The organism is Cryobacterium sp. AP27 (genome assembly GCF_056680495.1).
On the sequence record NZ_CM155285.1, the window covers coordinates 1,481,876 to 1,506,493 of the forward strand.

General features: G+C 64.9%; 25 protein-coding genes and 1 pseudogene. 7 read left to right on the forward strand and 19 right to left on the reverse strand.

Going from position 1 to position 24,618, the window contains the following annotated elements:
* Positions 1 to 2: 2 nt before the first annotated feature.
* The 8 genes from AC1MB9_RS07015 to AC1MB9_RS07050 form a co-directional block, all read right to left on the reverse strand.
* Positions 3 to 2,267, reverse strand: coding sequence for a M48 family metalloprotease (locus AC1MB9_RS07015; protein WP_479964308.1), 2,265 nt, complete (start codon positions 2,265 to 2,267; stop codon positions 3 to 5).
* A complete protein-coding gene (locus AC1MB9_RS07020; protein ID WP_479964309.1) occupies positions 2,248 to 3,039 on the reverse strand; it encodes a transposase in 792 nt (263 codons plus the stop codon). The genes AC1MB9_RS07015 and AC1MB9_RS07020 overlap by 20 nt, the downstream gene beginning before the upstream one ends.
* Positions 3,040 to 3,152: 113 nt before the next feature.
* Positions 3,153 to 3,398 (reverse strand): SHOCT domain-containing protein, encoded by a 246-nt coding sequence (locus AC1MB9_RS07025; protein ID WP_479964310.1) that lies wholly within the window; start codon positions 3,396 to 3,398, stop codon positions 3,153 to 3,155.
* A gap of 88 nt (positions 3,399 to 3,486) precedes the next feature.
* Positions 3,487 to 3,777, reverse strand: coding sequence for a site-specific integrase (locus tag AC1MB9_RS07030; protein WP_479964311.1), 291 nt, complete (start codon positions 3,775 to 3,777; stop codon positions 3,487 to 3,489).
* A 47-nt stretch (positions 3,778 to 3,824) separates the two neighbouring features.
* Positions 3,825 to 4,097, reverse strand: coding sequence for a helix-turn-helix domain-containing protein (locus tag AC1MB9_RS07035; RefSeq protein ID WP_479964312.1), 273 nt, complete (start codon positions 4,095 to 4,097; stop codon positions 3,825 to 3,827).
* A gap of 199 nt (positions 4,098 to 4,296) precedes the next feature.
* Positions 4,297 to 5,541, reverse strand: a complete 1,245-nt coding sequence (locus AC1MB9_RS07040) for an IS256 family transposase (protein ID WP_479963004.1) — start codon at positions 5,539 to 5,541, stop codon at positions 4,297 to 4,299.
* Positions 5,542 to 6,020: 479 nt separating this feature from the next.
* Positions 6,021 to 7,268, reverse strand: a complete 1,248-nt coding sequence (locus AC1MB9_RS07045) for a type II toxin-antitoxin system HipA family toxin (protein ID WP_479964313.1) — start codon at positions 7,266 to 7,268, stop codon at positions 6,021 to 6,023.
* Positions 7,261 to 7,530: a helix-turn-helix domain-containing protein gene (locus tag AC1MB9_RS07050; RefSeq protein ID WP_479964314.1), complete on the reverse strand. Its 270-nt coding sequence runs from the start codon at positions 7,528 to 7,530 to the stop codon at positions 7,261 to 7,263. The genes AC1MB9_RS07045 and AC1MB9_RS07050 overlap by 8 nt, the downstream gene beginning before the upstream one ends.
* Before the next feature lie 313 nt (positions 7,531 to 7,843).
* Here AC1MB9_RS07050 and AC1MB9_RS07055 point away from each other — a divergent pair, with 313 nt between their 5' ends.
* Both AC1MB9_RS07055 and AC1MB9_RS07060 read left to right on the forward strand, forming a co-directional pair.
* Complete coding sequence (locus AC1MB9_RS07055; protein WP_479964315.1) at positions 7,844 to 8,044, forward strand: AraC family transcriptional regulator; 201 nt, start codon at positions 7,844 to 7,846, stop codon at positions 8,042 to 8,044.
* 62 nt (positions 8,045 to 8,106) lie between these two features.
* Positions 8,107 to 8,688 carry a dihydrofolate reductase family protein gene (locus AC1MB9_RS07060; protein WP_479964316.1) on the forward strand — a complete coding sequence of 194 codons (582 nt, stop codon included), beginning with the start codon at positions 8,107 to 8,109 and terminating at the stop codon, positions 8,686 to 8,688.
* A gap of 337 nt (positions 8,689 to 9,025) precedes the next feature.
* On the opposite strand, the gene AC1MB9_RS07065 is transcribed toward AC1MB9_RS07060, so the two are convergent.
* The 5 genes from AC1MB9_RS07065 to cmtR form a co-directional block, all read right to left on the reverse strand.
* Positions 9,026 to 9,490, reverse strand: coding sequence for an SRPBCC domain-containing protein (locus AC1MB9_RS07065; protein ID WP_479964317.1), 465 nt, complete (start codon positions 9,488 to 9,490; stop codon positions 9,026 to 9,028).
* A 354-nt stretch (positions 9,491 to 9,844) separates the two neighbouring features.
* Positions 9,845 to 10,222 carry a hypothetical protein gene (locus AC1MB9_RS07070; protein WP_479964318.1) on the reverse strand — a complete coding sequence of 126 codons (378 nt, stop codon included), beginning with the start codon at positions 10,220 to 10,222 and terminating at the stop codon, positions 9,845 to 9,847.
* A 655-nt stretch (positions 10,223 to 10,877) separates the two neighbouring features.
* Positions 10,878 to 11,765, reverse strand: coding sequence for a F510_1955 family glycosylhydrolase (locus tag AC1MB9_RS07075; protein WP_479964319.1), 888 nt, complete (start codon positions 11,763 to 11,765; stop codon positions 10,878 to 10,880).
* Positions 11,766 to 11,863: 98 nt separating this feature from the next.
* Positions 11,864 to 12,550, reverse strand: a complete 687-nt coding sequence (locus AC1MB9_RS07080) for a cation efflux transmembrane domain-containing protein (RefSeq protein WP_479964320.1) — start codon at positions 12,548 to 12,550, stop codon at positions 11,864 to 11,866.
* Entirely contained in the window at positions 12,547 to 12,900 is a 354-nt protein-coding gene (gene cmtR, locus AC1MB9_RS07085; RefSeq protein ID WP_479964321.1) for a Cd(II)/Pb(II)-sensing metalloregulatory transcriptional regulator CmtR, read from the reverse strand. The genes AC1MB9_RS07080 and cmtR overlap by 4 nt, the downstream gene beginning before the upstream one ends.
* Positions 12,901 to 13,654: 754 nt before the next feature.
* Between cmtR and AC1MB9_RS07090 the strand changes: the two genes are divergently transcribed.
* Positions 13,655 to 14,017 carry a PadR family transcriptional regulator gene (locus tag AC1MB9_RS07090; RefSeq protein WP_479964322.1) on the forward strand — a complete coding sequence of 121 codons (363 nt, stop codon included), beginning with the start codon at positions 13,655 to 13,657 and terminating at the stop codon, positions 14,015 to 14,017.
* Entirely contained in the window at positions 13,969 to 15,366 is a 1,398-nt protein-coding gene (locus tag AC1MB9_RS07095) for a permease prefix domain 1-containing protein (protein ID WP_479964323.1), read from the forward strand. Before AC1MB9_RS07090 ends, AC1MB9_RS07095 begins: the two co-directional genes overlap by 49 nt.
* A 148-nt stretch (positions 15,367 to 15,514) precedes the next feature.
* On the opposite strand, the gene AC1MB9_RS07100 is transcribed toward AC1MB9_RS07095, so the two are convergent.
* Complete coding sequence (locus AC1MB9_RS07100) at positions 15,515 to 16,246, reverse strand: hypothetical protein (RefSeq protein WP_479964324.1); 732 nt, start codon at positions 16,244 to 16,246, stop codon at positions 15,515 to 15,517.
* 164 nt (positions 16,247 to 16,410) lie between these two features.
* Between AC1MB9_RS07100 and AC1MB9_RS07105 the strand changes: the two genes are divergently transcribed.
* Positions 16,411 to 19,821 carry an nSTAND1 domain-containing NTPase gene (locus AC1MB9_RS07105; RefSeq protein ID WP_479964325.1) on the forward strand — a complete coding sequence of 1,137 codons (3,411 nt, stop codon included), beginning with the start codon at positions 16,411 to 16,413 and terminating at the stop codon, positions 19,819 to 19,821.
* A gap of 86 nt (positions 19,822 to 19,907) precedes the next feature.
* Here the strand turns inward: AC1MB9_RS07105 and AC1MB9_RS07110 are convergent, their stop codons facing one another.
* The 4 genes and pseudogenes from AC1MB9_RS07110 to AC1MB9_RS07125 all read right to left on the reverse strand — a co-directional run bounded on the left by AC1MB9_RS07110 (position 19,908) and on the right by AC1MB9_RS07125 (position 21,847).
* The gene (locus AC1MB9_RS07110; protein ID WP_479964326.1) at positions 19,908 to 20,534 is read right to left on the reverse strand and encodes an FMN-binding negative transcriptional regulator; all 627 of its coding nucleotides are present in this window, start codon (positions 20,532 to 20,534) and stop codon (positions 19,908 to 19,910) included.
* Positions 20,535 to 20,552: 18 nt separating this feature from the next.
* Positions 20,553 to 21,212, reverse strand: a complete 660-nt coding sequence (locus tag AC1MB9_RS07115) for a helix-turn-helix domain-containing protein (RefSeq protein WP_479964327.1) — start codon at positions 21,210 to 21,212, stop codon at positions 20,553 to 20,555.
* A gap of 210 nt (positions 21,213 to 21,422) precedes the next feature.
* Positions 21,423 to 21,606, reverse strand: a pseudogene (locus AC1MB9_RS07120) (phospho-N-acetylmuramoyl-pentapeptide-transferase); the annotation flags it as partial.
* 112 nt (positions 21,607 to 21,718) lie between these two features.
* Positions 21,719 to 21,847: a hypothetical protein gene (locus AC1MB9_RS07125; protein WP_479964328.1), complete on the reverse strand. Its 129-nt coding sequence runs from the start codon at positions 21,845 to 21,847 to the stop codon at positions 21,719 to 21,721.
* A gap of 347 nt (positions 21,848 to 22,194) precedes the next feature.
* Here AC1MB9_RS07125 and AC1MB9_RS07130 point away from each other — a divergent pair, with 347 nt between their 5' ends.
* Entirely contained in the window at positions 22,195 to 22,812 is a 618-nt protein-coding gene (locus tag AC1MB9_RS07130) for a hypothetical protein (protein WP_479964329.1), read from the forward strand.
* A gap of 262 nt (positions 22,813 to 23,074) precedes the next feature.
* On the opposite strand, the gene AC1MB9_RS07135 is transcribed toward AC1MB9_RS07130, so the two are convergent.
* Positions 23,075 to 23,512 (reverse strand): VOC family protein, encoded by a 438-nt coding sequence (locus AC1MB9_RS07135; RefSeq protein ID WP_479964330.1) that lies wholly within the window; start codon positions 23,510 to 23,512, stop codon positions 23,075 to 23,077.
* Positions 23,513 to 23,709: 197 nt separating this feature from the next.
* Between AC1MB9_RS07135 and AC1MB9_RS07140 the strand changes: the two genes are divergently transcribed.
* Positions 23,710 to 24,321, forward strand: a complete 612-nt coding sequence (locus AC1MB9_RS07140; RefSeq protein WP_479964331.1) for a hypothetical protein — start codon at positions 23,710 to 23,712, stop codon at positions 24,319 to 24,321.
* Positions 24,322 to 24,618: the final 297 nt, after the last annotated feature.

The window sequence follows — 24,618 nt, forward strand, 5'->3', positions numbered from 1 at the left end:
GCTCACGACCCCCTCGTGACCCCCGTTTCACACTTACCTGCCGCCTCCTCCATTGCCGATGACAGTGCGGCCTCGACTACGGTGGCCGGGCCCGCGGTCGCATCCGCAGGCGCCGGAATCAGCATTCCGGCCAGGATCAGTCCCACAACCGCCGCAACGGCGGGTGCGGCGATACGCCACCGCGGGCGAGCGATCGGATTGGCCGGAGTGAGCACACCGGGCGCGGCCCCGATCACGATGCCGAGCGCGCCGAGCGGAAGCGCGCAGGTCAGCGCCGTCTCCACCACGAGGGTCCATAGCGATGCCGGATTCACCACTCCCGACGAGATGCCCACGACTGCCGCGCCGCCCGCCGAGCCTATGGCCGCAGCGATCAGTCCGCCGACGAGGCCAACCGTTGGTCCGTCCGCGCGTAACGCGAGCGTTGCCCCGAGGCTCCAGCATGCGGCCCCCACCGCAGCGATCAGGATGACCGTTTCGATAGCTCCGGGTCCGGCGGCCCTGACCGATTCGTCCGTCGGCCACCGGAGGAGCGCGATGACCGCACAGCCCAGGCCGACCGCCACTCCTCCGATGACGGCGAGCGCGAGCATCGACCGAGAGGCCGGCGCTGCCGGCGGGGGCGAGGCGGGAGCGCCTTCGAACCACCATTGCGGCACGGTCGCCCGGCGGATCGCGAGTCCGATCATGCCGGCCGCGCCGACTGTCGCGATGACCGCCGCCGCCAACCAGCCTCCGTTCGCCCCCAACAAGAGGGCGGCACTAGGAGCGAACAGATCCCATCCCATGAGGTCCCAGGCTGTCTGCATGGAGCGCGAAAGCCACCACGCCAGGCCAAAGAGCGCGATGTTTACGAATAGGCCGACGATGCGAGGCCCTCGCCGTCCGACGCCGAGGATATACGCCGACGCGAGCGACGCCGAGACCGCCACGGTTGACCCCATTGCGAGGGCGGGGATGAGGCCGGTGAGGGTTAGCCAATCCCCTATCGGGATGCCGACGTGCCGGAGAGAGAGCACCTCTCCGACGAGCATGCCCACGGCGAGCCCAGCTGCGGCGGCGAGCCGCGAATGCGATCTGCGCGCCGCCGGGTCCGCGAGGCTCGCCGCGGTTTCGGCGTGGACGTTGCGCCAGATGCCAAGGCCGACGGATGACCCGAGGATCGCACCGGCGACGAGCGCCGAGAAGGTGATCGACCAGAGCGTCTCTCCTCCCGAGAGACTCGACTGCGAGGCCTGCTCGATCATCGGCACCGCGAAGGCGACGAGGAGGCCCACGACCGCAGTATCCCCGAACCTGACAATGGTCACCCGTTCGGGCGAGCGGAGCGCGGCCAGCCGCGATGCGACCGACGGATGTGCTGCCAAGGATCGACGAAGGGGGTGCGTGGCGGTGGCGGTCGCCAATCTGACCGTGCGTTCGGCCAGCGCGAGCTCGTCCGGCCCTCCGCGCGCGGCCGTGAGATCGGCCTCCCACTCGCGCACGCGGATCAGGTTGCGCGCCGCGGCCCACACGACCACGGCTATGACCAGGGCACGTGGGATGTAGCCCGGGAGCAGGGACGGCTCGAGCGTAATCACGCCCCAGACGACGGGAACCACGAGTAGCGGACCCACGATGTACCAGATCGACCTCGCCAGCCAGGAGAACCCGACATCGCGGTTGCGGACGTGAGCGAGCTCGTGCCGGATCACGCCATCAAAAGCCGCCGAGTTCCCCCGGCAGGCGAGTGCACGAGGGATCGCGATGGCGTAGCGACCGTATGCACCGAACGAGAACGCGTCGCGCTGCCGCAGCGGACCGAGCAAGAGCTTCGGCGGCGTTCGGAGCCCGATCGCCGCGCTCGCCGCCGCGAAGCGGACCTGGAGCGCCTGATGCGCTTCACCGAGCGGACGGAGTGCACGTCGCCGCCTGATCCAGCGCGGCGCGTACGCCATGGCGATGAGGCCGAGTCCCCCGACGACACCTGCGCCCGCGACCGACCACACGCCGCGAGTCCGCTCGATGCCCGAATAGCAGGCGAAGGTGGTCTGCGGATCATTCTGAGTGGATTGCAGGCATGCGGCAAGCACACGCGCCCACGTTCCGCCGAGGATCTCGTTGAACAGCCAGTTGCCGAGGAACGCCCCTACGGCGACCTCGGCGAGGACGAGGGCGAGGAAGGCGGCATAGGTTGAGGCGGCGAAGACAGCTACATTCGGGCGGAGAGCGAGGCCGCGCGTAGCGGGAAGCTCGCCGGCGTCCGGCTCAGGGAGCGGCACGTCCATCGGTGGATCCCCCGCCCGGGGTACCCGGCATCTGCACCAGCCCGCCGACGATCGCGTCCGTCAGCAGTCGCGCGGTGTTTGTCGGGAGCCCCAGACGAACTGCCGCGTCGAGAGCGACGGACCGCACCTGCGCGAACTGTACCGACGTCAGCTGCGGGGCCCCTGGCCCCGTTTTTCTCCGGAGCAATGTGCCGAGCTTGGATGCGACGATGGACTTCGCTTCGCCGGCGAATGCGTCGGTGAGGATTCCCAAAAGGTATTGGCCGACGGACACCGCGATGGCGATGGCGTAGGGCGCCAGTAGTGCGAGGTCGATGCCGAATCCGAGACGCTCGTCGCGCCGATCCGTTGCGACTGCGGCCACTGGGTCGGCCCAGTATTCGTCGGCGACCTCATCGAACAGCTCCAACTCTCCGGGCGACGCCGCAGAGACGGCATCCCTCGCGAGCTCGGTGCCGAACTCGCGCACCACATCGTCTGCGTCCATGAGCCCTCCAGCGACATGGTAGCCCGGTCCAGCTCGGTCGGCTTCAAGGATGCGCTTCTTCGCTCCGCGGAGCTCGGCGGATTCCTTTTTCGTCACGCCCGGCTTGACGCCTTCTTCGACGTCGGCTTTCTTGAGCCAGATCGCCAGACAGGAGATGCCGAAGTCCTTCGCGATTTGGTTAAGCGGGGCTTCGTGCTTCCGGGCGACCGCGACAACATCGCGTCGGAATTCGGGTGGGTAGGGCTTGGGTATGATGACATCTTTCCAGCGAAGACGAATCTCCACAGGAGTCAGCTAAACCGGTCCATCGAACTTCCACGCTGAAGTGTCGCAGTGGCCGTCCGACTTTCGGGACTGCGTGGAAGTTCTTGGAACCGCACTGCGACGGCGGTCCTAGGTCAGATTCGGCCCAGAAGTTCCGCCCGTTTCGTTTCAAATTCTGCTTGCGAAAGCAAGCCATCGTCACGCAGCTTGGCAAGTCTTTGAATCTGTTCGACAGGATCAGGTGATGAAGGCAGTGGACGGATATCGCTTTTTCGTGAGAGTCGAATCGCGACAACGATGATGGCGATCACGACGAGTGCGATGATGGCGAACACCCCGAGGATGACCAGTACATGCGGACCACTCAAGCCAGAAAGCATTTCCCCCTTCGACGGCCTGGTGCCGACGCTGAACCTGACGCTACCTGTTCCTCGGCGCTTCCCGTAAAGGGTTCCCCACTGCGACACCTCACTTGGGCGGTGCGAGCTTCTGTAGCACCGCGGCGGGCCCCGGCTTGACCGTGCGGTCGGGCTGCCGCACACCAATGACCCGGTTCGACTCGTGCGTCTTCGGATGCTCCTGGCGGACCACACCGGCTCCCCTATTCACGACGATCGTTCCGCACACGGTCACCCGAGGCGGATCGGCGTCCAAGTCGATATCGCACTGCCGAATCGCAAGGACCTCGCCAATACGCGTTGCCGTGCCGAGCATCACCTCGATGACGTCCCGCACCTGACCGTCGGACCGGCGCCCCATCCGGCCCTCCTTTGTGTGCCATTCGCGGGCCGCCAGTCTGATGGCCACTATCTGGTCGGGCGTGAGCGCCTTTGGCGTGTGAGGGGGCTTTTTCCCCCGCGTTCACGCAGCGACTGTGCTGGCTCGTGGAGACCATCGAGCCAGCCGAGAACATCGGAGACGCGGTAGCGGATCTCCCGGCCAACCCGAAAGCCGGACGGGCCACGCCCGTCGTTGCGCAAATCGTAGATGGCCTGCACGTTCACGCCGAGATACTCGGCGAGTTCGCTTGTCGTTAATACCGGCTCAACACCGAGCCCGATGAGGTGCTGAGTGTCCATAACTCATAGGTGTTCAAGGTCATTCCAGACCACTCGAACCGGGTCGTGCACCTTCACTATGAGCACCCGTAACAAGCGACTATTTTGCAATAAACAATGTATAAACAATGGATACATCAAGTCTTGCCCCCGAGGACAAGCGGTCACGTCCCGCCGGGTGGTGTAATTCATCGTCACCGTGCGGGTCAGTTGTTTTAGTTTAGGCGGCAGCGAGTTCTGGGAGGATCACCGCCTCGTCGATGACCTCGGTTGGGTTGTTCATTGTGGCCAGCTCGAGCATCGAGGCTTCGGAGAAGTAGCGTCGTTCGCCGGCTTCCCACTCGTCGTGTTGCTCGATCAGGACTGCGCCCGCGAGGCGGAGGAGGGCGGCGGAGTTAGGGAAGACGCCGACGACATCGGTGCGGCGTTTGATCTCCTTGTTGACCCGTTCCAACGGGTTTGTCGACCAGATCTGTCGCCAGTGACGCCGCGGGAACGCGGCGAAAGCGAGCAGGTCGGGTTGGGCATCGGTGAGCATCGCCGCGACCTTCGGGTGGGACCGGCTGAGCATCGTGGTGACCTCACGGAATTGCTTCTCGATGTGCTCGCGGTCGGGCTGGGCGAAGATGGTGCGGATGATCGACGCGACCATCTCCTGGGATCCTTTCGGGACCACGGCGAGGACGTTTCGCATGAAGTGCACTCGGCATCTCTGCCAGCCGGCGCCTTGGAAGACCGTGCCGATGGCCTTCTTCAGCCCGGTGTGGGCGTCAGACATGACCAGCTTCACCCCGTCGAGACCGCGGGTCTTCAACGACCGTAAGAAGCTGGTCCAGAAGCCTTCGTTCTCGCTGTCGCCCACGTCGAACCCCAGGACTTCCCGCCGTCCGTCGGCGGCGACGCCGATCGCGACGACGACGGCCTGGGACACGATGCGGTGCCCGACGCGCGCTTTGCAGTACGTGGCGTCGAGGAACACGTACGGGAAGTCCTGAGCGGCCAGGGTCCGGTCCCGGAACTCGGCCACTTCCGTGTCGAGGCCGGCGCAGATCCTGGACACTTCCGACTTGGATATCCCGGTATCAGCGCCGAGCGCCTTGACGAGGTCGTCGACCTTTCGGGTCGAGACGCCGTGGACATAGGCCTCCATCACGACGGCGAACAGGGCTTGGTCGACGCGGCGGCGGCGCTCGAGCAGGGCGGGGAAGAACGACCCGGCGCGCAGCTTCGGGATCTTCAGATCAAGGTCCCCGGCGGTCGTGCTCAAAGTCCGTGGCCGGGTGCCGTTGCGGTACGTGGTGCGGTCGCCGGAGCGTTCAAACGGGGCGGCGCCGATGAACGCGCTCGCTTCCGCATCGATGAGTTCTTGATACAGAGTTTCGGTCGCGACGCGGATGCGGTCGGTGACATCGGTGAGTTTGAGTTCTCCCAGCAGGTTGAGCAGGGCAGACTGGTCTAGAGCCATCGTGTGGTGTCCTTCGTGAGTTGCTTTAGTCGGTACTCACTGACCATCGCACGATGGCTCCTTGCGTTGACGAAGCAACGCTCAAAGCGGGGAAACCACACCACTCAATGGGACATGACCGGACAAGACAAGAAACCCTGATCAAACCATATTTACAGTAGGGCGACTGGGACTTGAACCCAGGACCAACGGTTTGCGCCGGACTCTTTTTCGAGCCGGCAGAGGATGCGTCAAAACCTCGAGGAATCTCGACCTGACGAGGAGTTCTTTGGTCTATCCGTCTCCAATCTCTCGAAACATATGGACCAGCTTCGGCCTGTTCGAGGCAATAAACGTTGAATAAACGTGCGTGCATCAAATCTCCAGGCGACGTCAGACGTCATTCTGCGCCACCCCTAGATTGAGCATGAGCAAAATCGTAAAAGGTGGCACGAATCTCGTCACGGGTTCAGGACTGATCCCGCCCCGACTATTGACCGTTACCCGACGTAGTGGACGGCGCCCGTCGGGCGTCCATCCAGAAGATTTCTCGTGAACCGTGCAATGTCGTCCTGAAGTCCGGCATACGCCTGCTCGACGGGACTCTCGGAACGCACGAACTGGTCCACAGCATCAAGCGCTGACGTGACGATCGTGCGAGGCATGCGCACGTTCCACAACTCGCCTTCGGCGATGAGGTCATCGATGGTGATGGCGGCGTGGGCATATTTTCGATTGACGGCCAGCGCCATTTTGCCGTCGCTATCGTGGTGAGTTTGCGGGACAACATCGTAAGCCGGGGTGATTCTCGTGTTGCCGTCGGGGAGGTGGATCATGCTGATGTTCTTGCCGTGCATATCGAGGTTGCCCATGGCCTGCGAGACGGTCAGGAGTCGGAGGAGCTGCTCAACGGAGGCCCGGTCGCCGTCGCGACCGAGGACATCCGCGATGCGTTTGAGTGACACTTTGCCGCCGAACTCCTGATACTTCTCGTTCTTCGATGCGCCCAGGGCCTGGTTCATGTCCTCCTGGTGGATGCGGCCCTGCGGTGCGTCCGGCGATCGGTCATACCGCTCGATGACGAGACCGGGGATTCCGCCGAAGTCTTCGATCCACGCGTCGAGCGTGGTCAGTCCGGCTGCCTTGGCCGCACGAAAGCCGTACTCCTCGTCGAAGGTGATCGACGGGAAGCGCACCGACGGCGGCTTGACGATGTGCGTCGACGGATACCCTTCAAGAACCTGGAACCACTGATCATCCTGTCGTGCGAGCACGATCTTGTCTTGCACGCCCGCCAGGGACGTGCGGCCGGACTTCGGCCGGTTTCCGAGCGGGGCGGCCTGTGTGTTGGTGAGCATCCGACCGACCGCGGCCGCGTCAACCGGGGCGAGGGCAGGAGTGCGAGGCTCCCCCGGCGCCTCCGGGTCAAAAATCTGAACGGCACCAGCGACATCCCGGGCGAACTGAGCCAACAGCGCGATCACGTCCTCACTGGACACCCTGATCTCGGCCGCGAGCGTGTGCAGCGCGGTGCCCTCGGGCAGAAGCTCGGCGAAGAAATTTCGTCGACGCGCCGACCTGCTGCGGTTGCTGATCAGGTCGAACGGCACCGACTCCGAGAGGATCGTGCTGCCGAGCCCAAACGTGTCGATGGCATTCTTCGCCGTGACAAAGTCGAAGGTGCGGCGATCCGTGCCGACGAGATGACCCACCAGTTGGCCGTAGAGTTCCACGTGCAGGTCAGCCACGGGGAGCCTCCCCACTGTCGGGCAGGGACTCATCCGCGCGGTCGTCAACCTCCATATACATGCGAATGCCGGTCTCGCGCATGATCGCAAAAATACGCTCGAGCACGATGGCGTTCTTGCCGGACTCCAACCCCCAAATGTACTTCTGGTCCGTCTCCAGCCTCTCAGCGAGTTCCCGCTGCGTCAGCCCGCTCACCAAGCGCCCTTGCTGCAGCATGCGCCCCAAGCCCTCAGGGCCTTTCACTTCTCCACGTGCTGCCACGACACTCCCCTTTGCGACGGTGTTATCACCTTCAGGGTACCTGACGGCTTTATCACCGTCAACTGGAGCGAGGGCCTTATTACCGTCAGTGGGCCTGCGGCTCAGCGAAGTGAGCGCAGATAGACGGCGGCTTCTGCCTCTAGCCGACTCGTTCGGCGCCTGGGCACCCGTCAGGGATCGGCGCCGGCTCGATGCTTGCGCGGGCGCGTGATGCCAGATGGGCCGTCTGCGATGATGTCAGCATGGAGTATGTGCCCAGGGTGCCGCTCGACGGGCTGATCGACGATCTTTACTACCTGGAGGGTGCGCCGCCGTGCTCCCGACTGACGTCGCTGCACCGATCGACTGGGCCGCGGTTGCCGCCCGCGCGGGCTACTTGGACCAGGCCCACTTCGTCCACGAGTTCCGGGAGTTCACCGGGCTCACGCCGACCCGGTATGTCGAAGTCCGGCGGCGATTCCTGCGCGAGCATCCCGGTCACGTATTGGACGGGTGGCCACTGCCAGCCGAATGATTTCTTACAAGAGCGACCACGCAGGATACGCAATACTTGGGACTCAAACAGAGGAGGAATCCATGGGAAAAGTGGTCATAAATGCGTCGGTCTCCGTGGATGGTTTCATTGCCGCTGAGAACGACGATCCCGGTCCGCTGTTCGAGTGGTTGGTCAGCGGTGATGTGCCGTTGGACGACAGCGGCGTACTGAAGGTGTCGCAGGCGTCCTACGACCACATCCGGCCCTACTGGGACCAGGTCGGGGTGACAATCGCGGGCCGCCACGCCTTCGATATCACGGACGGCTGGGACGGGGCGCCGCCGAGCGGGATCGACCACGTCGTCGTCGTGACACACCGACCGGCGCCCGAGGGCTGGGACCCCGAGGCGCCGTTCCACTTCGTCGACAGCATCGAAGCAGCCGTAACCACGGCACAGGAGCTCGCGGGCGACCGCATCGTCGAGTTCGCCGCCGGCGACGTCGGTGGACAGGCGCTTGCTGCAGGCCTGGTCAACGAGGTGCGCATGGACGTCGCACCCGTGGTGTTTGGGTCCGGGAAGCGCTACTTCGGGTCGGTCGACGCGCAGCACCTGTTGGAGGACCCCGACGTACTTGTTCAGGGTAACCGGGTGCTTCACCTGTGCTATCGGGTGCGCATTTGACCAATCTGAGTGGGTACGCTCGCAGTCCACTGCGACTGTGACACGAGGCGGGGCCTCCGGCTGCGTTTGTGCATCGCTGCCCCGGGATGGAAGTCGAGGTCTTCCAGATTCGCAGGCCTCGACTTGTCTGACGCTACCATTGCCTGTCCTGACCTGACCAGGTTCTGCCGGCTCGATGAGCTCGGCCGGGCCGTCACCGGCCAACGACTCAGACCGGACCATCGCCGTGGACGTGGTCACGGTTGGACGGCTTCACCGGCTTCAAGACCGCCACCGCCGAAGAGCTCCCGGACGCGACAGCGTTGCTGGTCGGCCGCCCGTATGGCGGACCCGCAACCTACGCTTCGAGGTAGGCGGCTAGGTTCGACAACGAGGAAGTGAGACCCTCGGCATGGTCGCGTACCCGAATCCCCTCCGGAACGTCTCGCGCCTCGAACTCGACCGCTGTCCCGTCACTCTCGCTGCGCAGGCTCCACCCCATTCGCATCGTCCCCTTGAATTCAGTATCGTCCGACTCGAAATTGACCTCCTGCAGGACACATTCTCCCGGAACGATTCGCGCGATTCGCACCTCGGACGCATCGGAGTCGGTTGAGGTCTTGCCAGGCGCGCCAGATGCATTGTCATGGGTGAGTACGAGGCGGTAGGAGCCGCCATCGCGCATATCGAACCGCTCGAAACGGCCGCGCATACCCTTCGGCTGTAACCACTGCACGAGCGCCTTGGGACTTGTGAGGGCGGCAAACACGTGGTCCCTGTCGGCGTGAATGAGGAGACTTGCTCGATCCGTTCTGCTGCTCATGTGCTTACACTAGCCACGCACCTACAGCGCGTGTCGACAATCACTGAATACGCGGTGGGGTCACGGTAATGGTCAAGCCGGATAGGCGCCACGCAACGATCAGTGCCACGCCACGCAAAGGGGTGACCTCGCGCCCGCAAGCCGGGCCTTGAGCGACACTGATATGGGACAAATCGCAGAGTCAGGGCCGGGCTCGATCGGCGTTTTCACAAGGGAACCTCTAGCGCGACGGTGTTGCTGACGCGCACAGTTGCCCTGGCTTAGTCAGTGGTTCGGCGCCGTGCGGTGAGATCGGTGGACGTTGCAGGCTTCACCAGCGCGGCGACGTGCGGGCCAGAGGGACCGATGAGTCGCTCAGACCCTGAGCAGGAGGGGGAGGATGTTTGTGAGGACCGCAAAGGTCGCAAGAATAATCCCGATCGCGGCCGGAAAGAGGCCGTTCCTGGTTCCGTGCCGTCTGGCCTGGAAACCGAACCAGATGGAAAAGAGGTCCGGAGCGATCATGACCAACATGGCCGGGAGACTTGCCAGCATGACAACCCCAATCGGCGGCAGCTCCGCACCATAAGACTCGTATCCCTGCATGGACAGGAGCCCCTCACCGATGAACATGGCCGCGACGAAGGCCACGGGTATGACGGCCACGGATATCCACGCCCGGCGCAGAGACCGGCGGCCTTGGTCTGGGGCTGCGGGGACGGGCGTGGCGGTGGGAGCGCTGGGGTTCGACATGGTCGTCCTCTCGTGTCGTTTGCTGTCAGGGTAGGCGCGGGCGCGAGGTCACGGTAGGAGCGAAGGCCCCGAGCTTCTGCTTCGTGGGGGGCGGATATCTTCATCAGGCTGCTATCGTGGTCCTTCGGTGACGCGCGCACAGCCTGGATAAAGACACCAACACTGGGACGTAACTATCGAGGGTCATGTCCCATGGCCGGTAGGCCTTCTTGATGTGTCTAAGAACACTGACGGCGCGTGAGACAGTCAATCGTGGCGCGACCGATCCGTGCCTCAAATAATGACGACCCAGCCCCGACGATGCTGGCCCGCGAGGCTCCGCCGATACCTTCGAGCCGGACGCGCCTCGTTGGCGACCCTGACCGTGGCCGGAGAGCCCGTGACAGCGGCACCGGAAGTACTGATCCAGCCGCCGCCCCGTGACCTGCGCGGCCCGGCCGTCACGGGGCGGCGGGAAACGATGTCCAATGGCTCCCATCAATTGACCGACCGTGGGGAGACCGGCCAAGCCTGACGGCGTGAAGGGCTCGAAGCGTCGTGGTGATGATCGTGGCATCTTCGTGCCCGGTGACTGCCAGCGCGGTACGCACGCGGAGGGCGGCTTCCTTTCAGTTCGCGCAGTCCTCGATATGGAGGATCTCCACCCTCATCTGCATCATCCGTTCAGCACCACGTCGCGCCACGTTGTGCCGAGGTCATCGCTGGCCATGATCCCTCGACCGGTGGCCACAACGAGTCGAGACGTCGGCGTTGCTGCGTAAGTGAGAGCCTCGGTCTCGCCCTCCACGTTTCCGGTGGATGTCCACGGCTCGATCCCCGATTGGACCCAAACGCGTCCGTCAACGGCTACGCCGATCAGCCCGCCGGTCTTGTCGTTGAGCGAATCCAGCAGATAGAGGGGTGGCGCGTCCGAGACAAGGGTGAACGTGTGCGCGCTGTCGGTGCTGACCATCAGCCCGTCAGCGGTGGTGGCGTAGACGGTGCTCGGCGTCGATGGGTCGACGCTTAGATCTCGCAGGGCAAGGCTGGCGCCGGCGGCCCATGTGCTTCCGCCGTCCTGGCTGATCGAGACGATGCCGGCTGACTCGCCGTACCCATAGATGCGGGTTTTGTTGCCGTCCTGGGTCACGGAAAGGTCGTGGAAGTCGGTTCGACCGCGCAAAGAGATCGATTCCCAGGTGGAGGCGTTGTCAGTGCTGGTGATCAGTCCGAGATTTGGTGGGCTTAGATCCGGTTCTTCGGCCGGGTCCGGATGCCCGGACCCGAACATGATGTCCCCGCTCATCGTGAAACCCATCGTGTCCTGCGCTCGGCCGGCGATGGGGCCCTCGAGGTCGTCGGCGCGAACCGTGTCAGCATCCAGGGTGGGGAGTTCGAAGACCCCAGCATGGGTCGCGGCGAAGGCGGCGCCGGTGGCCGGGTTGATGCCGATTCCATGGACGTGGCCGAACGCGTCACCGCTCTCGGCCGCGTGTTCCTGCCCGCCCTCAGTCGGGACGGAGCAGCCGGTGAGGGCGGTCGCCACTGCAACTGCCGTGAACATAGCCACCCTAAGCCTCGGTGTGTTGCGACTGATTTTTCTGCTGGTGGTGACCATGGTTTTCCTTGTCGGCGTAGTGCGATGAGCGGGCCAGCTGATAGTTAGCAGCAGGTGTCTGCGTCGAGGGTTCGTTCGCCCGTGAGCGCGCTGACCGGCACGGCGCAGGTGTCGCCCTTCCATGCTTCCATGCCCTCCCGGATGGCGAACCCGGCAATCACGAGAGCGGCGATCGAATCCGCCCACGCCCACCCCAGAAGTGAGTTGAGCAAGAGCCCGCCGAGGAGCGCGGCAGACAGGTAGCTGCAGATGAGGGTCTGTTTCGAGTCCGCTACGGCCGACGCCGAACCCAGCTCACGGCCGGTGCGACGTTCGAACCAGCTCAGAACCGGCATGATGGCGAGGCTGACGGCGGCCAGCGCGATCCCGACCGGGCTGTGTTCCGGTTCGCGAAGACCAAAGACCGACAGGCCCGCGTCGACGATCACGTAGGCGGCCAGGCTGAAGAAGGAGTACGCCACGACGCGCAGCGCGACTTTCTCGCGCTTCTCCGGGGCCGGGGCGGCGAATTGCCAGGCGATCGCGGCGGCGGAGAGGACTTCGACGATGGAGTCGAGACCGAAGCCGATCAGGGCGGCGGAGGATGCCATGGTGCCGGCGGCCAGGGCGATGATCGCCTCGATCACGTTGTAGGTGATGGTGATGGTGACGATGATCCGGATCCGGCGTTGCAGGATCAGTTTCCGGACGGGGTCGACGACGCGCGCAACTCCATTCGTTGTGGCGGTCATGCTCCGGTCCCGCAGCAGAACAGAATGTCGCAGTGCCCGTCGGAGCAGTCGACGCCGTCATCAACGGCGAGTACAACGTCGAAGAGCAACGTCAGCGCTCGGGTGAGGTGCCGGTCGGCAATTTCGTACCGTGTCTGCCTGCCCTCGGCAACAGCGACAACAATGCCGCAGCCGCGCAGGCAACTCAAATGGTTCGACACGTTCGAGCGGGTGAGGTCGAGGTCGCGCGCCAGCTGGGCGGGGTAGCCGGGCTGCGCGAGCAGCTTGAGCAGGATCCTCGATCGGGTGGGGTCGGCCATCGCCCGGCCGAGCCGGTTCATGACATCGAGACGCGAAGCAATAGTCAGCATGCACTGACTATACAGCCAACGGTGACAAGTGGCTGCGTGGGCTAGAAGACGAGCAGCTTGTCGGCGGCAATGGTCCAGTCGGCCAGCGCATCCACTGTGGATCGCGTGACATCCTCGGTACAACGACCTACGGCATGTACACCGAGGAGCTCCCGCCGCCCCCGATGGACTAGCGCCCCGCGGGCCCGCATCCACGGACTCGGCCCCGAGTAACGAGTGGTGACTCTGGATGGGCGTCTGCTCAACGCCCGACGCGGACCTACTGGGCATCGCCGCAGACTCGACCACGAGCGCACCATTTTCCGCATGTTGGCTGGCTCGCTCCGCGCACCCCGGCGACATTGCCATCAGCATCAGTTCGGGGAGAGCGCTAGGCCGACGGCCCTGTCTGTTCCGGTGAGGCTTGCCCTTGCAGAGCTTGCCTCCGGGGAAAGTTAGCCACAACTTGACTTATCCGGATCACGAGTGTTGCCATCGGAGGAGCCCACTCGGCCCCTCCGACCCTGACCCACGTCTGGTCACGTTTATCACGGCGACTGGCAGACGTTTGCCTTGTTGCTTTCGTCTACTGCCCGGTGTCAGGCGTTGATCTTGTCACCGCCAGCGCTGGTGCCAGTGCGCGTTTGCCGCATCGCACGGCTTCGAGAGTCGGGGAGAATGCGCTCAACGCGCGCCCCACCTGGCTGGCCTGCCGCTATACCTAGAGGTGCTAGGGTTCAAGACATTGCAGTTCTAGGTATAGAAGTGAGGCGCCATGCGCATCGAGAAAGACCTGGTCGCCGCCACGGCCACCCCCCTCGTGTTGGGGATTCTGATGGACGGCGATCTGTACGGCTACGCGATCCTCAAGCGAGTCGGCGAGCTCTCTGGCGGCAGCATGCAGTGGACCGACGGGATGCTCTACCCATTGCTGCACCGGCTGGAACGGCTCGGCTACGTGACCGCGCTGTGGAGCACCTCGGAGGCAGGACGTCGCCGGAAGCACTACACGATCACAGACCTGGGCAGGGAGCAGCTCGCCGAGCGGCAGGAACAGTGGACCGTGGTTGTGGAGGCCCTCCGCCAGGTGTGGCAGGCCGATCCGCGACCGCCCGCGGCGGCGGCAGCGTGGGCCTGATGGCGTTCGACAGCGACCTCGAGACCCAGATCGACCTGTGGCGCGGCTACGTGCTGCGGCGCCAGGCGATCGCCACCATCGATGCGGAGGAGCTGGAAGACCACCTGCGCGATCAGGTCGACGATCTATTGGTCACGGGACTCGACCACGACGAAGCTTTCCTCGTTGCGATCAAGCGCCTGGGCAACCTCGACGCCGTCTCCCGGGAATTCGCCGAGGAGCACTCCGATCGGCTCTGGAAGCAGCTCGTGATAGTGCGGGATGACGGCGACGATACCCGCACGCCGGCTTGGCGTGAACTCGCCATGGTGCTCGGCCTCGCCCTCGGTACGGGCCTGGCCGTCAAGGCAGGCCTGACCTTGCTCGAGGGTAGCGGTGGCCTGATCCGCAACCTCGGCCTCCTCGTCTTTCCATTCCTCGCCGCCTACTTCGGTTGGAAGCGCAGGCTCACCGCGCCGGTCGCGGCAGCGCTCCTCGTTTCGTTCGCCGCGCTGGCGGTACTGCTCAACGTCTACCCGTTCGCCGTCGACGGCTCCACGGCCCTGCTCGCCGCGCTGCACGCCCCGGTCATGCTCTGGATTCTGGTTGGCGTGGCCTACATCGGCGGCCGCTGGCGCTCCGACGCCAGACGGATGGACTTCGTGCGGTTCACCGGCGAGCTTGCGATTTACTACACGCTGCTAGCCCTCGGCGGCGCCGTGCTCGTCGGCCTCACCGTCGCGGTGCTGACCGCCGTAGGCGTTGACCCCGAACCGGTGCTGGCTGGCTGGATACTGCCCATCGCCGTGCCCGGCGCCCTCGTCGTGGCTGCTTGGCTGGTGGAGGCCAAGCAGAACGTGGTCGAGAATATCGCCCCGGTGCTCACCCGCGTATTCACCCCGCTGACGATCATCATGCTATTAGCCGTGCTCGCTGTGGTAGCCACCGCCGGCGGCCTGAAGGCCGTCGACCGGGACCTGCTCATCCTGATGGACGCCATCCTGGTGCTCGTGCAGTGCCTCTTGCTCTACTCGCTATCGGCCCGGGACTCTCTCGCCCGCCCCGGGCTGTTCGACGCTATCCAGTTGGTGTTGGTTGTGGTGGCGATCGCGGTCGACGCAGTCATGTTGACTGCCATGCTGGCGCGAATCACCGAGTTCGGTTTCAGCCCCAACAAGATTGCCGCGCTCGGGCTCAACCTGCTGTTGCTGGTGCACTTGGTGCGCGCAGCCTGGCTCACGATCGGGTTCCTTCGTGGTCGGCGCCGGTTCACCTCGCTCGAACGCTGGCAGACAAGGTTCCTACCGGCCTACGGGGTTTGGGCCCTTGTCGTGATCATGATCTTTCCGCTGGTGTTCCGCTTCGCGTGAGCGTGACCTGCCGAGCACTCGCCTTTCCGCGGGAGAGGTCACCCCGGCTGTATCCGGTCTCAAACAATCGCCTTTCCGCGCGTGCGGGTTCTCAACGCCGATTGTTGCTCGTTCTTACTCACGCTGACGGCGAGGACGTGGCCGTCCGTCATTCGTCGGATCTGACGAACTCGATCGAGTCGAAGATGGCGCGGGCCTCCCTTATCAGCTCCGGATCGATCGATTCGTGGGATTGGCCCACCGAGATCACAGCGCGCTCGCCGTTCAGGCCGACCACCAGGAAGGTTTCGCGCTCGCCTACATTTGAGTACATGCGTCCGGTGCAGTCCAGCGTCGAATCCGAGTAGACGCAGAACTCGCCGTCGTCGCAGGCGGGGATGTCGACGTCGCTCGCGACGGCGTGGTCGAACTCGAAGCCGGAGTAGTCGCCCGCCACGACCTTGACGGGAGGGGTGCTTACCGATGACGCCTGCGCCGTCATCGCATCGATGAACGCCTCAGCCGTTGGATCGATCTGGACGAGCGCACCCATCCAGGCGCATGCGTCCGTCGGGACAGAGGTGGGCGGCCAAAAAGTCACGGTGGCATTCCATTCATTCGGGAGATCCGGGTCGTCCTTGCCCAGGCTATCCCCGAAGTAGGTCACCCAGCCGTCTGGGACGGTGATCTCAAAGGGCACCGGGTAGCCGGTGACGAGGTATGTGCCGGCGTCGATGACGCCGCGCTTCGGGAACGGTGCGATCGTGTCAGCCTGCGCGGTCGATGCGGGGGACGGCGGATCGGTCGCGGTGCACGCGGCGAGGCCGACGCACGCCAGTAAAGCAACGGCAACACCCACCCGCCATGAGCGTGTCGCGTGGGCGGCGCGGGAGCGCCGCATTGAAGTCCACATGTCTGGTCCTTTCGTTCGGCCCGGGCAGCGCGATGGCTGTTTGATCAGTGAAGGACACGCCGGTATCAGCAGGGTATCGGCACCCGCCGATTCGGTATCGGTGCGATATCAATGGTCTTGACGGATGTCGGGGTCGGGGTCACAGTGGCGTCATGGAGGTGCGCGTACTGGGAGCGCTGACGCTTGACGACGGCCGGGTCCCTTTGGCTCGGCGGGATCGAGCGGTGATGGGTGCGCTCACAGTCCGGCTGGGCGCATCGTTGTCGGTCGAATCCCTCGCGGCGGCGCTCTGGGGCGACAATCCGCCCGCCTCGTGGTCGAAGATCATTCCGGGATGCGTCATGCGGTTGCGCCGGCTCATCGCGCCGGCGCAGATCGAGACCACACCGCTCGGGTACCGACTGATACCGGTGCATTTCGAGGTCGACGCCGAGCGGTTCGAACGACTCGTCACGCGGGGTACGCAGCAGCTGGAGTTTGGCGAGCCCGAGCGGGCTGCGCACACGTTCTCGGAGGCGCTCGCCCTGTGGCGGGGGGAGCCCTACGTCGAACTCCTCGACTGGGAGCCGGCTCGGCTCGCGTCCGGACATCTGGAGGAGATGCGTCTCGGGGTCGAGGAGCTGCTTCTGGACGCACAGCTCCAGTCGGGAGAGGTTCAGGAGGTGACCGCGGTGGCGCGGGCCCGCGTCGCCGAGGCACCGTTGCGCGAGCGGCGCTGGGTCGTGCTGAGCGTGGCGCAGTACCGGCAGGGTCGGCAAGCGGACGCGCTCGCCACGGTGCGCAGGGCGCGTGGGCTGCTCGCTGCCGAGCTCGGACTGGACCCGTGTACGGAGCTTGCCGAGCTGGAGCAGGCGATCCTGCGCCAGGATCCCGCTCTGCTGTCCGACCGGGTGTTCCGGGCCGAGAGCACGGAGTGTCCGTACTTCGGCCTGCCTTCCGCGGGCGTGGTGGATGCCGAGCGCTACTTCGGTCGCGAGCAGGAGCTGTCGGGGGCACTGCGGGCACTCGAGAAGCACGGTGTGCTCCTCGTCGCGGGCTCATCGGGTGTGGGCAAGTCCTCCTTCGTGAGGGCCGGGATCGGTGCCCAGCTCCTCGCGCGTGGCACCAAGGTCGCCATCGTGACGGTGGGCGAGCATCCGGCAGCTTCCCTTCGGGATGTCGTTCTTCCAGTCGGAGAATCGCTGCTGATCGTCGATCAATGCGAGCAAGCCTTCGCCGCAGACGACCCCGCCCAGGTCGAGGAGTTCTTCGACGCCTTGTCGCGAATGGTCTACCGCGGCATGCTCGTCGTCGCGATCCGCGCCGACCGCCTCGGAGACCTGGCCCATCACGAAGGATTCGCCCAGATCATCCAGTCGCACATGCTGATGCTCACCGCGCTCGGCCCCGACGGAGTTCGAACCGTGATCGAGAAGCCTGCAGAACAGGCCGGGCTCATCCTCGAGCCGGGCCTCGTGGAGATCTTGGTTCGCGACGCCGATGGGCGGGCACTTCCACTGCTGTCTCATGCCCTGCGTCAGGTGTGGTTACGTCGTGAGGGCCGCGTTCTGACCGTCGACGGGTATCGGGCATCCGGTGAAATCTCCGGTGCCGTCGCGAAGACCGCCGAAGAGGTCTACGCGACGCTCTCCCCCGATGGGGAGCGGCTGCTGCGCGACATCCTCCTTCGTCTGGTCGAGGCTTCCGCGGACGGGGCGGTGATAGCTCGTCGGGTGGAGCGGACGCGGATCGCGATCGACGACGCCCATGCGCAGATCGTCGGTCGGCTTGTCGATGCGCGGCTACTGACGACCGATGAGGAATCGGTGCAGGTCTCGCATGAAGCGCTCGCACGGGAGTGGCCACGGCTCAAGGAATGGCTCGCCGATGATGTCGAGGGCCAGCGGATCATGCGACACCTCGGTTCCGCCGCGGTCGCCTGGGATGCGATGGCACGACCCGAGAGCGAGCTCTATCGCGGCGGCCGACTGACGGCGGCTCAGCAGTGGCGCGATGCGGTCGGTCCCGCGCTCACGGGGGTCGAAAGCGAGTTTCTCGAGGCCTCTTCGGCGAATGCGACCGCGGGACTCGCTGCCGCGCAGAACCAGCTTCGCAAGGAGCGCCGCATGGTGCGGCGGCTCTCCTGGGTGACTGTGGGCGCGGCCGCTCTTGCGATCTTTGCGGTGACGGCGAGCCTCGTTGCCGGTTTCCAGGCGAACCTCGCAGGCGAGCGCGCGACGGTCGCAGAGGCCCGACGGGTCGCTGGGCTGGCGCTGGAGGAGTCGGATTTCGACCGTGCGCTGCTACTCGCTGTGGAGGCCATCCACATCTGGGACGATTCCGAGACTCGTGTCAACCTCGTACGCGTCATCTCGCGCGCACCCCGTCTCACGAGCGTGATCCGGATCCCGGAAGACGGAGTAGCCGCCGTGGGCATGTCGCTTGCAGAGGACGGGACCCGGGCATCGGTGATCGACAGCGACCACGACGTGCGCCTGTTCGATCTGGACGCCCGATCGCAGCTCGGCGAGTACTCCCCGTTCGGGAGGATGATGCTGACATCGGCCGTCGATCCCGTCTCCGGCGCCGTCGCATTCAGCGAGACATCCGACCCCTGTAACGACGTCCACTGCCCTGCCCGGCGGACGGGGACGCTCGATCTCGCACAGCAGGGTCGCTCTGGCGTGACAACCTACGAGGGGATGGGCGGGACGGCAATAGACGTCGAGTTCTCGGCCGACGGATCCCTGTTCGCAGCGCTCGCGGCGACGCAGCAGCCTGAGTCATCCGCGAGCGTCGCCCTGTGGCGAGGCAGCGCAGGAGACGGGACCGGCCCGATACTCGTGGAGCTCGGCGTGATCAGTGCCGATCCGACTTCCCAGCCCGGTCAGGCCTTGCCCGGTCCGGCATGGCAATACAGTGCGGTGAAGTTCTCACCGGACGGTTCGCGCATATACGCCAGCGGGTTCGGACCGACCGTCGTACTCGATACGGCATCGGGCAGGGAGCTCCATCGGGTCCCCGGCACCGGGATTCTCGCCGTCAGTCCGGATGGCCGCCGGATCGCCGTCCGAGATGGCTCGCTCGCGGTGCGGATCGTCGACCCCTCCGGGCAAACAGCGCCCATCACGGTCTCGCTGTCGTCCTTTCCAACGGTGGCCGACTTCAGCCCAGACGGCCATCAGCTAGCCATCGCCGCCGGCACCGGCGTCGTAGTGGCCAGCACCTCAACCGGCAAGATCGCGGAGACGCTCCGGGATCTTGACGGCGGGGTCACCGCCGTCGAGTTCCGACCGACCGGTGAGCTGGTGACGGCCGGAGATGACGGCGCGATCATCACGTGGGACTTCGGAGACTGGTCGGCGCGCTTTCCCAGCGATCTGCGCCTACGGGACCAGGCGTCGGCCGAACCCAACGAGCGCACCGTCATGCTCGAGCAGTCCGACGGGCGTTGGCAGGAGGTCGTCGCCGAGCCGGAGGTGTGGCAGGAACGCGCCTGTCGGATCGCGGGACGAGCACTCACCGAGAAGGAGTGGGCGGAGCTCTTGGGGACTCGACCATACGCCCCTGCATGCCGCGAGTGACCTCGGCCGCAGCCCCGGCACGCGTTCCCCACGACCTCAACAACCGACGCAACTATCAGTGGGCTGCAGGCCAGGCGCGTCGATCCTCAGTCTTGAAGCGTGGCCGCGATCTCCTGGGCGACGGCCGTCGCGTCGGCGAATGGCTCGCGGGCAAGGCCGCTCACGGCGCCGCGTCGGTCGGCCTCGGAGTAGTTCTGGTTGAGTTTCGCCTTGCCCTCGATTCGGGTGACGGTGACTTCGATGCCGACGATGCCGCTGAGCTCGAAGTCGATGTGGTCTGCTGGCGCGTCGGAGACCGCCCAGGGATGCTCCCGCCTGGCTTCGTGCGCGTCGGTGAGTTCGGTGACCGCGGTGCGCAGCCATTCGGGGTCCTCATGGACAGTGGCGGTGCCGATGAGGTGGACGGCTGTGTAGTCCCAGGTCGGCACGACACGACCGTCGATGTGCTTCTGCTCGTACCAGCTCGGGGAGATGTAGGCGTCGGGGCCGGTTACGATCAGCAGTGCCGCGCTGGCGGGCGTCAGTGCCCGCCAGTGCCGGTTGGCGCGCGCCACGTGCATGATCACGGAGTTTTCCCGCCAGATGATCGGCAGGAACGTCGCTTGCGGGATTCCGTCCGAGTCGGCGGTGACGAACCATGCGGTGCGGACTGCGGCGACCATGTCGCGGATGGTGGCCTCGTCCTTGATGAGATTGTGTCGCGGGGTATACACAGCGTTCTCCTTCTCAGGCTAGCCCTGTCTCGGAGACGGGGTCATGGTGGATGATGTTGGCGCGGCGTCCGCCGCGTTGTGAGGCAGCTTCCGGCCCGAGGCGCGAGAGTCGGCCGGGTCGTAGACGGTCAATGCGAACTGCGCGGGCTCGGTGCCCTGATTGCCGTACGCGTGCGGCACATCGCCGGAGAACATGATCGCGTCACCTGCCTCGAGCTCGTTGCGATCGCCCCCGACTTCAACTGTCACCACACCGATGGTGACTCGTAACAGCTCGCGGGCACCCAGGTGGTGCGGTTTGCTTTCGTGACGCTCGCCGGGATTCATCCGCCAGTCCCACAGCTCCACCACATCGGGAAACGGCGTGCTCACGAGCAGTACGCCGCGGCCACCGTGTTCTCCGGTCCACAGTTCTGCGCCGTCTCCCGCGCGAGTGATATTCACTAAGCGTGCCGATGGTGGCTCAACGAGCTCGGACAGGGCGATTCCGAGAGCGTCGCTCATGCTCAGCAGCGTGCCAATGCTGGGGTTCGCTTCGCCTTGCTCAATATTCACCAGTTGGCGGCGGCTGACGCCGGCTGTCTCCGCGAGGTGATCAAGTGTCCACTCACGCGCCAGCCGCTCCCGGCGGATTCGCGCGCCGATCGTCGAGGCGAGAGTAACTGTATCCGCGTGCATGGGTGTTCCTCTCGTTCTTCTTGAAGCTGAGGGGGCGGGCAACGTCTATCGGCCGGTATTCACCGCGGGGTTGCCGACGGATATGGCTTCGCCAAACACGTCGCCCTGGCTAGACTTTTCGGCTCATCGCAGATCAGTATATGCACCTTCAGTGCATTCCAATGCACTAGTAGTTGCAAGACCAGTGGACTGAAGAGCCGCGGGCCCACTACCGCGGATCAGAATGAGGAGCAGTTCGGTGCGGGTCTCGATGGCAAGGGCGGAAAGTGATCCACCGACCCAGGGAGGCGGTGTCGCTGTCGCCCGTGATGATCTTGGCTGGACTGGTGTTCCACCACAGGAATAAGACGAGAGCACCACAGATCGCCGCTGCGACGATCGCAAGCGCTAACGGATCGTTCGTTGTCTAGCATTTGTCCAAATCGTCCGGGTTTGTCAGCGCTCTTCGAAAAATAGACCAGTAGCGCTGACAGTTTCAAGCGGTCGATGTAGTAACGGCCTACTTTTCAACGAGCGTTGACCCGGGTTGATGGTGGGCTGAAGCAGGACTGGTTGAACTGCCAGAAGCCGATGAGCATGTACGAGCCGACCGCAAGGATGGATGCCCCGGTCGCGAGCCCGTCGAGGCCATCCAAGAGGCACAGCTCACGTTCCGCACATGTCCACAACAAGATTTGCGGCCCGATGACCGTCAGAGGGACCCTGAGCGACACAGGTTGCGACAGTTCGCGGAGCCTGGGCCGGGCTCGATCGGCGTTTTCACAAGGGAACCCTCACCGGGACGAACGCTGGTGACCACTGTGGGACAGTGATCGCGTCGGCGTAGTGCTCAATCGCACCGCCATAGACCGGGTGCCCTCTTCTCGCCACGCATTAGTAAGTTGGCATAAGTTAGCTGATCGATCTCGGCTAGCACAGCGCGGCAGAGGTGCTCCCTGCCGGCAAGGGTGGGTTTACCTGCCCGCCCCGTATGCTTGCATCCGTGATCGCCGCCATCGCCTTCGTCACTCTGATTGGCCTGCTGGTTCTCTTCCAGCTTTCCCTCGCCTCCGGCGCGCCGTGGGGACGATTCGCGTGGGGCGGGCAGCATCCCGGCGTGCTGCCGCTCGGGTATCGGATCGCCTCCGGCGTCTCCATCCTGATCTACGGGTTCATCGCCCTGCTCGCCCTCGACCGGGCGGGTGTCGCTGACGTGTTTCCGAACGCGTTCTCGCAAGTGGGGATCTGGGTGGTCTTTGGATACCTCACCCTCGGCGTGGTGATGAATGCGATCTCCCGGTCCAAACCGGAGCGGTATGCGATGACACCGGTCGCCCTCGCGCTCGCGATCCTCGCGCTGCTGATCGCGTTGAGCGGCCCCGCCGAGGAATCGTTCGCCGGCATGGTGCTCGATGACGGAGACGGACCGGTGTTCTGCACGACGATCATGGAGTCCTACCCGCCCCAATGCGGCGCCGACTCCCCTGCTATGACCGGGTGGGATTGGGCCGCGGTCGAGCACGAGCAGTCGCAAACGATCCGCTGGGGCGAGTACCGATTCAGGGGCGAGCGCGAGGGCAACACCATCTCTATCAGCGGTTCGACATCGCCGCTACACTGACCGGGCGGAGGGAAGGAAGCAACGCACCCATGAGGTGCAGCTGTCTTCGGTACGAACTCTGCGTCGGTCGTGATCATCCACGCGCTCTGACGCCCGCAAGCCGGACAGCCAGTGCGACATTTTCAGCGCGCCAGTGCGATGGTCTAGGACCGACGCCGGCCGTGTCGCAGGGGAACTTCCGCTGGACACAGAGAGCACACCGACGGTCGCGAACGCGCCAAGATCGAGTTCAGTGACGCAGCCCAATTGGAGCGAACGGCCGCTAGCCCTTCTTCAGGTCCTGGGCGAGCATCACGAGGATTCCGCTCGGCCCGCGTAGATATGTGAGCTGGTAGAGATCCTGATAGGTCGCCACGCCGCGAAGCGGGTAGCAGCCGTGCCGCGCAGCAATTTCAAGCGCTGTCTCGATGTCGTCGACGGAGAACGCGACGCGGTGCATGCCGATCTCGTTGGGGAGAGTGGGTTCGGTCTCGATCGCGTCGGGGTGAAGGTATTCGAAGAGCTCGATCTGACCATGACCGTCCGGCGTTGTGAGCACCGCGATCTTGGCGTGGTTGCCGTCGAGGCCGACGGCGGTGTCGGCCCAGTCGCCACTGATGGTGTCACGACCGATGACCTCGAGCCCGAGGTCGGTGAAGAACGCGATAGTGGCGTCGATGTCGCGGACGGCAATCCCTACATTTTCCAGCTTGATTGGCATAGTCCGCATGATACCGAGACAGCCTGCTGAGCCTGCAGTGCACCTGCTCGCGATCTCCTTTAAGTCGGACGACCAACGCGACAGAGACAGGCCCAACCCACCCGGCGGCCGAGCACACCGATGCCGTGTCATTTGGAAACCCTCTACGGGCGCGTCCCACGATTGTGAAGGTGACCTCCGGGTCTATTGTTGGCGACATGAACACGGATGCCGCCGCTCGAGTTCGCTGGGCGAGCGTCTTCATGGTGATGGGCGGCCTGCTCATGGCCGGGCTCTGGCTGATCTTTACGACGGTGCACGGCCCGACGTCATTCAACGAGGACCGCGCCGTTCTGGGCGGCTCGATGCTGTTCTGGGGCATGCTGCTCGGTGGTATTCCGAATCTGCTGATCGCGGCGGGGCTGGTCATTCTCCAATCGCGCCTGCCGCTGGCAACCGGCCGGATGGCGCGGGTCGGCTACGTGCTGCTACTGATCGGCCTAATCGTTCCAGCGCTCATCGATCTGAGCATCCAGGCACTGGGGGCGCCTTTCTTTCTCCCCTTCGCCGCGATCGGGCTGGCCCTGCTCTTGTGGGGAACCCGGCTCCACCCGCGGGTGAGCGGGCCGAGCCGCCTACTGCTGCTGTGCATCGGAGTTCTCCTCGCAATCGCCTTTGCGTGGGCACTGCTGCCGAACCCGCTCACCGACCCCATCGGCGGCTACAGAATCTACGGGGCCTTCGCTCACCTCGGGACAGGCATCGGCTGGGCCCTGTTCGGCATCAGCACCTGGCGCGCGCGGGCGCCCACGCCCGAAGTCATTTCCTGAAGTCGCCTGCACAAATGTCAACAGTCGCCTGCACAGCGAGTCCGGCTCTCGGCGGTGTTCCGCAACCGGAACCTTCGCGCGCGACGTCAGCGAGTGTTCTTCGCCGCCACGCCTTCGTGGCACCTGTTTGGGAAGTTGGCCCTGGTTCGGACACGTGCCAACGTGCCGAACAGGGGCCACGAGCGCTGGTCGCCAAGCAGACGCGGAGCGCGGACGACCACGGCACCGACGACCGTGACGCCCTGGCCCGGCCGTCACCTGTCCGCAAGGGGGGACGCCCAACGCGACAGATCTGAG